At 59.0% G+C, this 12,649-nt stretch carries 12 protein-coding genes; 3 read left to right on the top strand and 9 right to left on the bottom strand.

What is annotated here, in order from left to right:
- Nucleotides 1-2: 2 nt before the first annotated feature.
- The 3 genes from Q0915_RS25905 to Q0915_RS25915 all read left to right on the top strand — a co-directional run bounded on the left by Q0915_RS25905 (nucleotide 3) and on the right by Q0915_RS25915 (nucleotide 4,264).
- The gene (locus Q0915_RS25905) at nucleotides 3-515 is read left to right on the top strand and encodes a FecR domain-containing protein (protein WP_299483626.1); all 513 of its coding nucleotides are present in this window, start codon (nucleotides 3-5) and stop codon (nucleotides 513-515) included.
- Complete coding sequence (locus Q0915_RS25910) at nucleotides 512-2,374, top strand: adenylate/guanylate cyclase domain-containing protein (protein ID WP_299483627.1); 1,863 nt, start codon at nucleotides 512-514, stop codon at nucleotides 2,372-2,374. Before Q0915_RS25905 ends, Q0915_RS25910 begins: the two co-directional genes overlap by 4 nt.
- Nucleotides 2,375-2,503: 129 nt before the next feature.
- Nucleotides 2,504-4,264, top strand: coding sequence for an adenylate/guanylate cyclase domain-containing protein (locus Q0915_RS25915; RefSeq protein ID WP_299483628.1), 1,761 nt, complete (start codon nucleotides 2,504-2,506; stop codon nucleotides 4,262-4,264).
- Nucleotides 4,265-4,366: 102 nt separating this feature from the next.
- Here Q0915_RS25915 and Q0915_RS25920 read toward each other — a convergent pair whose 3' ends face one another.
- The 9 genes from Q0915_RS25920 to Q0915_RS25960 form a co-directional block, all read right to left on the bottom strand.
- Nucleotides 4,367-4,924: a cytochrome b gene (locus Q0915_RS25920; RefSeq protein WP_299483845.1), complete on the bottom strand. Its 558-nt coding sequence runs from the start codon at nucleotides 4,922-4,924 to the stop codon at nucleotides 4,367-4,369.
- Between the two features lie 294 nt (nucleotides 4,925-5,218).
- Nucleotides 5,219-5,914 carry an RraA family protein gene (locus Q0915_RS25925; protein ID WP_299483629.1) on the bottom strand — a complete coding sequence of 232 codons (696 nt, stop codon included), beginning with the start codon at nucleotides 5,912-5,914 and terminating at the stop codon, nucleotides 5,219-5,221.
- Entirely contained in the window at nucleotides 5,911-6,606 is a 696-nt protein-coding gene (locus Q0915_RS25930) for an alpha/beta fold hydrolase (protein WP_299483630.1), read from the bottom strand. The genes Q0915_RS25925 and Q0915_RS25930 overlap by 4 nt, the downstream gene beginning before the upstream one ends.
- Nucleotides 6,603-7,736 carry a cobalamin-independent methionine synthase II family protein gene (locus Q0915_RS25935; RefSeq protein WP_299483631.1) on the bottom strand — a complete coding sequence of 378 codons (1,134 nt, stop codon included), beginning with the start codon at nucleotides 7,734-7,736 and terminating at the stop codon, nucleotides 6,603-6,605. The genes Q0915_RS25930 and Q0915_RS25935 overlap by 4 nt, the downstream gene beginning before the upstream one ends.
- A gap of 122 nt (nucleotides 7,737-7,858) precedes the next feature.
- Nucleotides 7,859-8,824 carry a cupin domain-containing protein gene (locus Q0915_RS25940; RefSeq protein WP_299483632.1) on the bottom strand — a complete coding sequence of 322 codons (966 nt, stop codon included), beginning with the start codon at nucleotides 8,822-8,824 and terminating at the stop codon, nucleotides 7,859-7,861.
- Between the two features lie 24 nt (nucleotides 8,825-8,848).
- Complete coding sequence (locus tag Q0915_RS25945) at nucleotides 8,849-9,817, bottom strand: ester cyclase (RefSeq protein WP_299483633.1); 969 nt, start codon at nucleotides 9,815-9,817, stop codon at nucleotides 8,849-8,851.
- Nucleotides 9,804-10,835 (bottom strand): LacI family DNA-binding transcriptional regulator, encoded by a 1,032-nt coding sequence (locus Q0915_RS25950; protein WP_299483634.1) that lies wholly within the window; start codon nucleotides 10,833-10,835, stop codon nucleotides 9,804-9,806. Before Q0915_RS25950 ends, Q0915_RS25945 begins: the two co-directional genes overlap by 14 nt.
- Nucleotides 10,835-11,602 (bottom strand): SDR family oxidoreductase, encoded by a 768-nt coding sequence (locus Q0915_RS25955; RefSeq protein ID WP_299483635.1) that lies wholly within the window; start codon nucleotides 11,600-11,602, stop codon nucleotides 10,835-10,837. The genes Q0915_RS25950 and Q0915_RS25955 overlap by 1 nt, the downstream gene beginning before the upstream one ends.
- Entirely contained in the window at nucleotides 11,599-12,648 is a 1,050-nt protein-coding gene (locus Q0915_RS25960; protein ID WP_299483636.1) for an ester cyclase, read from the bottom strand. The genes Q0915_RS25955 and Q0915_RS25960 overlap by 4 nt, the downstream gene beginning before the upstream one ends.
- Nucleotide 12,649 lies beyond the last annotated feature (1 nt).

Raw genomic sequence — 12,649 nt, forward strand, 5'->3', positions numbered from 1 at the left:
CAATGAGAAACTTCGTCCTGCTCACGGTGCTCACGCTTCTGATCACTCTGTCACCTCAAGGTGCGGTCGCGCAAACGCTTGTCGGCTGCACGACATCGAACCTGACAGATCCGCCTCGTGTCGTTTACCAGTGCGAGGGGGGTGTGGTTCTGGAAGCGGAAGCAGCTGCCGCGCTCGGCATCGTGACATCAGGCGCCGGCAACAGACCGACGGACGTGGACGTGTCGTCCGACGCCGTTTTGATCGAAGTCGCACCTGGAAGCGGACCGTTTCAGATCCGGACACCGCACGCAATCGCGGCCGTGCGCGGAACAATCTATGCCGTCGACGTCGAGGACGGTAAAACCGCCGTCTTCGTCAGTGAAGGCGAAGTTGCCGTCTCCCGCCCGGATGGCTCCGATCAGGTCCTTTTGGCTCAGGGCTTCGGTGTTGACGTTGCGCCCGGTGAACCGCTTGTCGTTCGCGAATGGGGCGCAGAGCGGGTCAGAAATCTCCTAAGCCGTTTCGGTCGATGAAATCGACCGTTCCGCGCTGGATTGTTGCCCTTGCATTTGTAAGTGGCCTGGCTTGGAGCGGATATCTCGCCCAGCGTCATCTTGCAGGAACCGCGAGCGTGCTCGACAGGTTCGAGACGGTTTTGCTCGACCTGCGCATCGTTCTGACCGGTGAGCGGAAATCTCCGGAAAACGTGACTATTGTCGCGATCGACGACCAGACGGTATCGATCGTCGGAAAATATCCGCTCACACGGTCACAGCTCGCAGAGCTGGTCGGGAAGATCGAGGCTGCCGGTGCCCGGGCGCTGGCGATCGACATTCTTTTGTTCGGCGCCTCGGACAGTGCGGGCGATGCCGCACTGGCAAAGGAATTCGAGTCCCTCCCGGTGGTGATTGCTGCAGCAGGGCACAGCGGGAACATGACTTCGTCGGCGAGTTTCGTGCCGACCGTTGCCAGCATCCTGTCACCAACTCCGGAAATCGCCGATGCCGCCGAAGTGGGCCTTGCAAATGTTGTGACAGATACCGGCGGCACCCCCCGGCACATCCCTCTCCTATTCCTGACTGATGGCGGACTGCAGCCATCCTTCAGCCTCAAAGCCCTGGAGCTTTACTCCAACAAGACGCCCATTTTTACCGAGACCGGCCTCAGAACGGGCAACCGGGATCAGGTTCTCGATGCCGGGTGGCATCTTGCGTTGAACTTCTACGGACCGGGCGGGACGATCAGAACGGTCAGCGCCGAACGCCTACTGTCAGACGATACCCCGGATCTGACCGGCCAGATCGTTGTTTTGGGCGTCACCGCGACCGGTGTCGGCGACAGGTTTGGCACACCCTTCGATCCCGTGATGCCAGGCGCTGAGGTGCAAGCAACCGGCATAGCCAATCTTCTGGACGGGACTGCGCTTGCCCGCAACGACACCATACGGCTTGCGGATGGTGCCGCCGCAATTGCCGTCACTGTTCTTAGTCTTGTTGCAGTCGCGTTTCTACCGCTTGCACCGGCCTTTGTGTTCTACATCATCCTGCTCGCTTGTTGGCTGTTCGCCGGTTTTCTATTTTTCGGCCAGTCACAATGGCTGAATGGTGCTTTGCCGTTTGCCGCCAGCTTGCCTCCGGTGGTTGGGCTTCTGGTCACGAGGCAGATTTTCGACCGGTTCCATTCACGCCGCCTGTTGCAGGCACAGAGCGCCCTGAGCCGCTTTCAATCTCCACGTCTGGCGACCCGAATCGCCGAAGATCCGGATTTTCTCGCAAACCCGCGGGAACAGGATGCGGCCATGCTGTTTATCGACCTGTCAGGCTATACCGGACTAAGCGAACAGCTCGGTCCTGTCAGAACCCGCGATTTCCTGAAGACCTTCCACACAATCGTTGTCGATGTCGCCGACAAGACAGGGGGCGTGGTGCTCGATTTCATGGGCGACGGCGCCATGCTCGGGTTCGGGGTCCCGGATGCATCGGAAACCGATCCGGTCAACGCCGTGCGTTGCGCGTTTCAGTTGGAAAGCACGATCAGTGGATGGCTGCAGGGATCCAATGTTGCAGACCACATTAGCGCTGTGAGGGTTGGAGCACATTTCGGGAAAGTCGTGCTATCGCGCCTGGGACACGACAGGCAGCAGCAGATCACGACAACAGGCGACTGCGTCAATGTTGCCAGCCGGCTGCTGGAGGTCGCGAAAAGCCACGAAGCGTCCATCGCATTTTCGGTGGACCTGCTTGACGCGGTTGCCAGTCGATCGGGCAACAGGATGCCAACGCCGAGGCTTGAGACCGTTTCAATCCGTGGACGCCAACAGGATTTGCAGGTTGCCCTGTGGCGACCGGGAGAATTTCCCGCTGTTCCGGTCCGCGTGTCCGGATATTCCTGACGGCACCTGTTTAGCGGTTTGCAAACGCCTTTCGACGCAACAGGACGGCTGGCACGTCAATGTACCAGCCGTCCGCGCGCTTCGTTGGTGCAAGGCAATCGCCTAAAGTATTTTGTAGGAACCGCGAGCGTGCTCGACAGGTTCGAGACGGTTTTGCTCGACCTGCGCATCGTTCTGACCGGTGAGCGGAAATCTCCGGAAAACGTGACTATTGTCGCGATCGACGACCAGACGGTATCGATCGTCGGAAAATATCCGCTCACACGGTCACAGCTCGCAGAGCTGGTCGGGAAGATCGAGGCTGCCGGTGCCCGGGCGCTGGCGATCGACATTCTTTTGTTCGGCGCCTCGGACAGTGCGGGCGATGCCGCACTGGCAAAGGAATTCGAGTCCCTCCCGGTGGTGATTGCTGCAGCAGGGCACAGCGGGAACATGACTTCGTCGGCGAGTTTCGTGCCGACCGTTGCCAGCATCCTGTCACCAACTCCGGAAATCGCCGATGCCGCCGAAGTGGGCCTTGCAAATGTTGTGACAGATACCGGCGGCACCCCCCGGCACATCCCTCTCCTATTCCTGACTGATGGCGGACTGCAGCCATCCTTCAGCCTCAAAGCCCTGGAGCTTTACTCCAACAAGACGCCCATTTTTACCGAGACCGGCCTCAGAACGGGCAACCGGGATCAGGTTCTCGATGCCGGGTGGCATCTTGCGTTGAACTTCTACGGACCGGGCGGGACGATCAGAACGGTCAGCGCCGAACGCCTACTGTCAGACGATACCCCGGATCTGACCGGCCAGATCGTTGTTTTGGGCGTCACCGCGACCGGTGTCGGCGACAGGTTTGGCACACCCTTCGATCCCGTGATGCCAGGCGCTGAGGTGCAAGCAACCGGCATAGCCAATCTTCTGGACGGGACTGCGCTTGCCCGCAACGACACCATACGGCTTGCGGATGGTGCCGCCGCAATTGCCGTCACTGTTCTTAGTCTTGTTGCAGTCGCGTTTCTACCGCTTGCACCGGCCTTTGTGTTCTACATCATCCTGCTCGCTTGTTGGCTGTTCGCCGGTTTTCTATTTTTCGGCCAGTCACAATGGCTGAATGGTGCTTTGCCGTTTGCCGCCAGCTTGCCTCCGGTGGTTGGGCTTCTGGTCACGAGGCAGATTTTCGACCGGTTCCATTCACGCCGCCTGTTGCAGGCACAGAGCGCCCTGAGCCGCTTTCAATCTCCACGTCTGGCGACCCGAATCGCCGAAGATCCGGATTTTCTCGCAAACCCGCGGGAACAGGATGCGGCCATGCTGTTTATCGACCTGTCAGGCTATACCGGACTAAGCGAACAGCTCGGTCCTGTCAGAACCCGCGATTTCCTGAAGACCTTCCACACAATCGTTGTCGATGTCGCCGACAAGACAGGGGGCGTGGTGCTCGATTTCATGGGCGACGGCGCCATGCTCGGGTTCGGGGTCCCGGATGCATCGGAAACCGATCCGGTCAACGCCGTGCGTTGCGCGTTTCAGTTGGAAAGCACGATCAGTGGATGGCTGCAGGGATCCAACGTTGCAGACCACATTAGCGCTGTGAGGGTTGGAGCACATTTCGGGAAAGTCGTGCTATCGCGCCTGGGACACGACAGGCAGCAGCAGATCACGACAACAGGCGACTGCGTCAATGTTGCCAGCCGGCTGCTGGAGGTCGCGAAAAGCCACGAAGCGTCCATCGCATTTTCGGTGGACCTGCTTGACGCGGTTGCCAGTCGATCGGGCAACAGGATGCCAACGCCGAGGCTTGAGACCGTTTCAATCCGTGGACGCCAACAGGATTTGCAGGTTGCCCTGTGGCGACCGGGAGAATTTCCCGCTGTTCCGGTCCGCGTGTCCGGATATTCCTGACGGCACCTGTTTAGCGGTTTGCAAACGCCTTTCGACGCAACAGGACGGCTGGCACGTCAATGTACCAGCCGTCCGCGCGCTTCGTTGGTGCAAGGCAATCGCCTAAAGTATTTTGTAGAGAGTCATGTCTTTCTTAAGCATGTGATGAAACAGTACGGCACCTATGTGAAGCGCGAACAGCGCAAGCAAAATCCAGGCACTCCAGGCGTGAATGGCCGAAAGCGTCCAAGCGATATCCGGGCTCTTGCCGATGGGACTCCAGACCTGAAACAGACCGAACCATTTCAGTGGGAACCCGTGTGCATTGGTCGCCAGGAAACCCGAAACGGGCATGATGATCAGGAACAGATAGAGCAGCCCGTGAACCGTTGAGGCGGCATAGCGCTCCAGAGTCGGTCCTTCGTGCGGCGGCGACACCGCCGTAAGCTTGTTGCCCACCCTCACAAGCATCAGCCAGATCACCAAAAAGCCGAAACTTTCGTGAAGAAGGTAGAACGTCGAAACCACGTCCTTTTTGGCAAAGCCGATCATCAGCCCGAGAGGCCAGGTCACCAGGACAAGGACGGCAACGGCCCAATGCAAAAGGCGCGCCGGCGTGCCGTATCGGGAAACGGATTGAACTGATTGTCCGTCGATCCCGGACACTCCTTCTGTAGCCATTCTGTCAGACACTGCCCACTCCTGTTCCCGCTGTTCGACATTGCAATGGCCAATTTGGCCGCGCGTTGCCTTAGCATAGTGGATTCACCTGCTTTTTCACGCGCCTTGCCGCCAAACGCACCAAGCAATCGAGAGACTTACCGTCCGTCGATGATCAATAAGTAAGGCATCACTTACCGCGCGACCTGTGACGCGCAGCACTGTCAATTGAAGAAAACAAAAACAGGGATGAGGAGCGTCCGGACCCTAAAGGCCGTGCCGGATCGACGTTTTCCTAGTCGGAAAATCCGGTTACTACGTGCGGGCTTTTTCGAACGCCGCCCATGCCGCTTCGAACTTCTCGAAGTTGAACCCGGGTTCCCGCGCAGGGCCCAAAACAAGCTGTTCCGTATCCAGAAGCTTTCGGATCGCGTTCGCCAGATCAGGGACCACTGTTTCGGGGACAACCAACGCGCCATGCCGGTCCGCATGGACAAGTTCGCCGGGATGAATGTCCAGACCAAAGATCTTGACGGGTCCATCTATCTCCTTGACGTGAACATAGCCGTGGCTCGGTCCAATCGAACCGGCAACGACCGGAAACCCGTCCGGCAAGTCGCCGAGATCGCGCATGACCCCATTGGTCAACGTTCCTGAAAGCCCCAGCCCCTTGTGCACTGCCGTGTTGATTTCCCCCCAGAAGGCGCCGATGGCGTTCGGGAAATCAATGTCCTCAACAACAGTCAGCGCCGGACGCGGTCCTTCTGACATGTACCGGTAGTAGTCCATTCGTCTTGCCTTGATGACTTCAGGCGGTTCGGTCGGTGGTGCCAGGGCCGAAATTTTGGCGGTGCGCGCGTAGCCGACCATGGCAGGGGCCGAAGGGTCGGAGGCCAGCATGGTCCCGCGCGTGAAACGGTTGAAGCCGCGTTTTCCCTCTGCAACTTCAATCGCATTGCACACCGTCGGCGTGTCGACGGATCTAAGGAGGTCCAGTAGCTCGGTGTTCATTGGATATCCAGCCAGGTCTTGAAGGCCGCGTTTACGGCCTCGGGTTGTTCAAGGGTCGGCAGATGGCCTGCTTGTTCAACGATCCTGAGATCGGATCCATCGACAAGCGCGTGCATCAATTCATGCCGTTCCAAAGGGCAGAGCCGATCTTCCTTTCCCATCAGGATCAGGGTCGGCACTGTCAGCGCTTGGAGCGTTTCCTGCTGATCAGGCCGCGTTTGAAGGGCCCTGGACTGGCGCTCGAAAACCTCGGGACCGAGATCAAGGGCCATCGCCATGCACGCCTCCAGGACGTCCTGCCGCAACGGACCGTTCGCCAGGTAATTCGGCTTGAGTTCGTCTCTCATCACCTCGCGCAGTCCGCCTGCCCTTACCTTGCCGATCTGCGGCTCGCGCCGCTGCTTGACCTCGTCCAGTTCCGCACGGGGATTTGTGTCCAGCAATGCCAGTCTCGAAACCCGGTCCGGAGCCTGCCTCACGATTTCCATCGCGACGATCCCGCCCATTGAGAGCCCGGCCAGCGCAAATTTCGGCGGCGCCTTGTCAAGAACATCCGCTGCCAGCGCTTCCACCGTGGCGTGGTCTGTGATCGGAGCCAGATGAAGCGGCACGCGTCCTGACAGGGCGGCGATCTGAGGGCCGTAAAGCCGCGCGTCACACATCATACCCGGAAGCAGGACGAGTGGGGTCACGCACGTCCTCCGGCAATCGCGGCACCGTCGGCAAGAGCCTTCAGCTTGGCAAAGGCGATCTCCGGATCAACCGCGCCAAAGCCTGCAAAGGTGCCGAAGCCGCAATCCGATCCGGCAATCACGCGATCCGCACCAACAATTGGGATAAACCGGTCCAGACGCTGAGCAACCACTTCCGGGTGCTCGACGAAATTCGTGGTCGTATCAACAACACCCGGGACAAGAACCTTGTCGTCGGGAATTTCGGATTTGCGATCACGGAAGACCGTCCATTCATGTGCGTGCCTGGGGTTGGACGTCTCGAACAGCACATAGCGGGCGCGTGCCGACATTAGCGTCGAAAACACCTTGTCCATGGAAATGTCGCAGACATGCGGGCCTTCGTAGTTCCCCCAGCAGATGTGAATGCGCACCTTTGCCGGATCGATGTTCTGAAGCGCATGATTCAGCGCATCGACATGGCTCGCTGCGATCTTCAGGAATTCATCATCCGAAAGATCGGTGAAGAGCATATGCCGTGACAGCGCGAGGTCCGGACAATCGAGCTGCAGGTTCAGTCCCGAAGCGACGATGGTCTCGTACTCATCCTTCATGACGTCCGCGAGCGCCTGCAGATAGGCTTCGCGGGACGGGTAATAATCATTCTGGAGAAAGAGCGAAATCACCCCGGGCGAGGCGGCATTCATGAAGCCGTGTTCCGCGCCATGTTCTGCCATCGCAAGTTTCAGATGGCGGATGTCCTTGATCAGCTCGCCCTGCCCTTTGGAGCGGACTTCACCAGTACACATCGGACGCGCGTATTGGGGCGTGCCACCGCTCTCCGCGATCCGTTTCAGGAAGCTCGGATACATTTTCAAGTCGGCGGGCGCATTGCGCGGACTGTCACCGGAAAAACCCGTGTAGCGGTCTTTCACATAAGTCGCGTAGGAGATTTTGGAGGTCTCTCCGTCGCTGACGATGGTAACGCCCGCTTCGACCTGCTTGCGCACGGTTTCCGACACAGCAGCCGCCATGGCCGCATCAAAGGCTGCCTCGTCATAGTCTTCGCCTTTTTCCCGGGCAAAGATAAAGTCGACGACTGCCTGTGTTCTCGGCAATGAGCCGACGTGGGTAACGTCAATCTTGCTCATGATCTCCCCCAGTGTTTCTGGCAAATTCTTACGCCTTGCCTCTGATTTGTTTCGAGCATCTGTGACCCGTCAACGCCTTGCAGGACGCGTGGAGCGCAAGCCGGGCCGGCCCTGCACTTTCATCAAACGACCCAGGTCGGTCCTGCCGGATCATCGGTGTTCATGACACGATACAGACTGGCTTCGCCGCTCATGGATGGTACGAGGCTGTGTTCGAGGCCCGGTGGCACGGCTGCTGTGTCGCCCGGCGCAAGTGTCTTTTCGCCACCCGGCCAACTGAGTTTCCAATGACCACGCACCACCATCAGAATTTCATGACTGGCGAGGCTGTAGCTCGTTTCCGGGATCGATCCGCGGGTCAGGAACTCGACCTCGAAACCCGGTTTGTCTTTCAGGAGCCCGGCTTCGCCGATTACCCGGCAGGGCGTTTTGGCGGAGAGTGCCGTCATGTCCCAGTAACGCGCAACATAGTCCCTGACGACGGCTTCATTGCCCGGTTCAGGGAAGGCCTGAAGCTGTTCGTCGGTCAAAAGCGGCATCGGCTTGATACCGTCCGGGAGCACCTGCCCTTTCTTGGTGTCGTAAAGTACACCGTTTTCGCCGAGAACAAGGCCATGATCGGCGGCGTCTTCAATGACCTGAGGCGCCCAGGTCACGCCGCCACCGGCATCGTCACCACCCAGGATCGCCATGATCATTCCGTAGTCGGTGCCGATGTTTTCAAAGCCTCTGAAGATGCCCGTCGGGATGTTGAAAATGTCGCCTTCTTCCAGAACAACTTCACCGGCCGATCCCCAACGCCCCCAGAAAAACCGCCAGCGGCCCTTCAGGACAAAGAACACCTCTGCTGTGGTGTGCGAATGCAGCGAGTTGCGGCATTTCGGGGGCTGGCCTGCCGCCCCGATATTGAAGCCCGGAGTTTCCTTGATATGCACGTGCTGGTCCGGACTTTCGGAGACCCCGCCTCCGATGATCGTGAAGTTTTCTTTCTGATCCGAGCCTGGCGTGTGGGCGTCGATGAATGCCGTGCGGCACGGTTTCAGATCACCATAGCGCACGATCCGGCTTTCCATTTCTTGAGGGGTCATAACCAACCTGCCTGTTTGCTCACATCATCCAGTCTTCAACGCGATCTGTTTCCAGATCGCCGTCTCATCAAAGAGAGCGTATTCACGTCTCAGCCCCCAGGGACCGAATTCGGCATGGCACGCACCCATGACGTAGACATCCGCCCCGGAGGGCTCCCCGAAGGCGCCCCAACCATCATGTTTGCCGGAGAGCGACCAGCGGATGGCCGCACGCGGCGGCATCAGTGGATCGTCGCGCCCGATCTGATGCTCAATCTTGAATTCGGCGGATGGAAAGCTGGACCGCAGTCCCATCCAGAACCTGTCGGCAGCCGCCCAGGAATAGCCGTTGACGAAACCGGGATAGGCAAGCTCACACGCGCGGTCGTATTCCGCCTCGATCGCTGCCATGTCCGCATTCATGAGACGGCTCAGAATATCGGCGTATTTCGCGCCCCATTCACTGTCGTTGCCGTTTCCCTTGTAGGGGCCGGCCTTGTCGACCGCTGCGGTAAAGGGCCGGACGCAGTGTTCCGGTCCGCCCTCTCGCGCTATGAGATCGCGTGCATAGTCTTTCGGATCCCAGCCCATTTGCCGGACGATCGCGCCCTGGTCGCGGATCAGCCATTCGTCGTTGATCTGATTGTCGATCGCGTGGCAGTCCGCGATGATCCGGTATTGCAGCTTCTTGCCGGTTGCCTTTCCGTAAACGCCGTCACCGAGATGGGTCGCGGTTGAGATAATACGATGGGAAGACAGCATGCCGTCCTCCGGTGTGCCGGACCAGATTACGTCTTCACCGAAAAGGGTCCTGTCGGGAAATTCCGACAGGGTCGCCATTGTCGCACCGATGACATCCTTGTTGCCGACAACGAGCGAGCCCGGCGACCGGACAATGATGTCGCTGGAATAGTAGTGATGCAGGGTCGCGATCTTGCGGTCTTCCCAGATCTCTTTCGTGATGCCGATTATGTAGTCCGGAAAATCCTTCCAGCGCGGGTCAAAGCCTTTCATCGGGCCATCCTTCGGGTATGCGCGCGGAGCCGCGGATCATGAGCGGTCCGTCAATCTGTATTTTCTGAACGTCGTTGCTGCCCTCTTCGATCCAGCCAAGCAGCGTGGAGACAGTCGCTTCCACCATCCGGTTCGAGGGCTGCCGCAAGGTTGTCAGATCGTAAGCAGGCCATGAGGCAAGCGGCACATCATCGTAGCCGACCACGGACACGTCACCCGGAACGTCGAGTTTCAGTTCGAACCGCAGGACATCCATCACGGCAAACGCCATGTGATCGTTTCCGACAAAGACCGCGTCGGGCCGTTCGTTTCCGGAGAAGATTTCACGCGTTGCGGCCGCGGCCGTCTCTCGGTTGTACATCCCATCGATGCAGCGGGTGATATCAAGTCCTGCAGCGTTCAGCCCGGCCAGGAACCCCGACTGTCTGTCCCGGCCTGTCGACGAGCCCGACCAGCCAGCGATGTGAGCGATCCTGCGGTGGCCGCCGGCGACAAGAAATTCCGCGATCTTGCGGCCACCCTCAAAGTTGTTCGACGTGACCTGATTGAGCCGTTCGTCGTCCTGGCCACGGTTGAAAAGAACAACCGGCACCCCGGCTGCCGCGCAACGGGCAGCCAAAGCGTTGGACATGCCGACGGATGCGGTGATGATGCCGTCGACCTGATAGTCCAGCAGTTCTCCCATCACCTTGTCGACACCCGCGTCATCGTTGGAAACCATGAAAACGAGAATGTGGTAGCCATGCGCCTGCAGCGCCGTGGAGAGTTTTTCGAGTGCGTCCGGGTAAAACTGGTTCTCAAGGTAGGCAACAACCAGCCCGATGATGCGCGACCGCCCCGTGATCAGCGAACGGGCCAGAACATTGGGCCTGTATCCGAGTTCCTGGGCCGCCTTGAGCACTTTCTCGGCCATTTTGGGAGAGACCGAAGCCCCGGGCGTGAACACGCGGCTGACAGCGGACTGGCTGACACCGGCCCTTCTCGCAACATCAACGGACGTGACTTTCTCAGCGCGCATTAGTCGGCCGTCCAACCTCCGTCGACAATCAGTGACGTGCCGGTGACCAGCGCAGACGCATCGCTTGCCAGATAGAGAACAGCACCCATGATATCTTCCACCGTGCCGGTACGGCCGAGTTTGATCTTTTCCTCGATCCACCTGACCCGATCCGGGTTATCAAAGGTCGCTTCGGTAAGCGGCGTGCGGATGAACGTCGGGCAGATCGTGTTGACGCGGATCTGTTTCGGTCCGAACTCCAGCGCCATTGCCTTGGTGAAGCCTTCGACAGCAAATTTCGAAGCGCAGTAGACCGCGCGGTCGATACCGCCGACATGTGCCATCTGCGAGCTCATGTTGATCAGCGACCCCGGCTTTCCAGCCGCGATCAATCCCTTGGCTACGCATCGCGTTACGAAATAGGCACCCCGTAGATTGACGTTCATGACCGCATCGAAGTCTTCCGGCGTAGTCTCGACGGCCGGAGAATGGCGTGCAAGGCCAGCGCTGTTGACCAGGACATCGAACGGCCCGTGTCTGTCGACGCTAACTTCGACCTCCATAACGTCGGCAATGTCGAGCTGAAGCGCAGATGCCTTCCATCCCTTTGCCGTCATGGCGTTGACGGCTTCTGCGAGTTTTTCAGTGCGGCGAGCAGCCAGCACGACGTCTCCGCCTGCTTCAGCAAGCGCTGAAGCGCAGGCAAGGCCGATGCCTGAAGAAGCACCGGCAACAAGAACCTTCTTGCCGGCAAGAGAAAAACTCGGGGTGGAAGGCAGGTCGATCATTGCAGAGCAACTCCGGTTTCAAGGTCAAAGCCAGCGCGGGCCTTGTTGAAATCCCGAAGTCTGCCGAAAACGTCAACACCCAACTGGTCATAGGCATCCAGAAGGTCGACCAGTACCCAGTTTTCCCTGATCAAGCCGTTTTCAAGCCGCCAGAAATCGAGGCTGCGCATGGTAATACGCTTGCCGTTTGGCGCGATCCCCATCCAGCCGTCGTGGCTGACGGTCTGGATCATGTTCGGCCAGCCGGTGACCGCCGCATATTCACGGTCGCCGAAGAAATGATAGGTGATTTCGTCGACATACTGTCCGCGATCCGGCATGCCGTTCAGGAACGGGATCTGATGCCACTTGCGGAAGCCCTTGATGCCACGGCCCGTACCGATACCGGACGGGCCGTACCAGCTCATGCGGGGGTGCCAGAAGCGCGGCATTTCCATCACTTCCGGACCGCCCTGCGAAGGGTGCTTTTTCAGGTATTCCAGCATGTCGATGATATGCTGGCAGGTGCGCTGACCTGCTTCGGCGTCATAAGGTCCGGGTACGATGCCGTCCTCCGTCGCCGGACCCGGCACATGCCATTCGCGCCCGAGACTTGGGGCCATCGGCCACGCGGCCGCCTGCATCATAACTTCGGGAATATCCCAGATCGCCTGAAACTCCACGACCTTGTCCTCCACGAAGCGATAGAACTCGTGAAAGCGCATTGCGAACTGATGGCCTGTCGCCGGAATATCAAGCCACGGCTTTTCGAACGATCCTGTGTAGTAACCACCACAGCCGACCCAGTCGTCGCCTTCGGGTGTCGGGCCGGCCATCACGATCGTATCGCGGCGCTCCAAATCCGGGATTGCCTTCAAAAGCGGCCTGAAAGCCTTGTCGTAAAAAGCATCGGGACCGACCGTGTCTCCAAACGGGTGGCACAGCCTGAAGGTGGCATCTGGTGCACACAGACCCTCGAGGGTCTTGCGAACCACGGCTTCCTCGAAATCGTACATTGCGGCCCGTAATGGGGCGATCAATGCCTTATGGGCCGTGTGCTTATCCATT

This window comes from uncultured Roseibium sp., assembly GCF_947494555.1.
Classification (GTDB): domain Bacteria; phylum Pseudomonadota; class Alphaproteobacteria; order Rhizobiales; family Stappiaceae; genus Roseibium.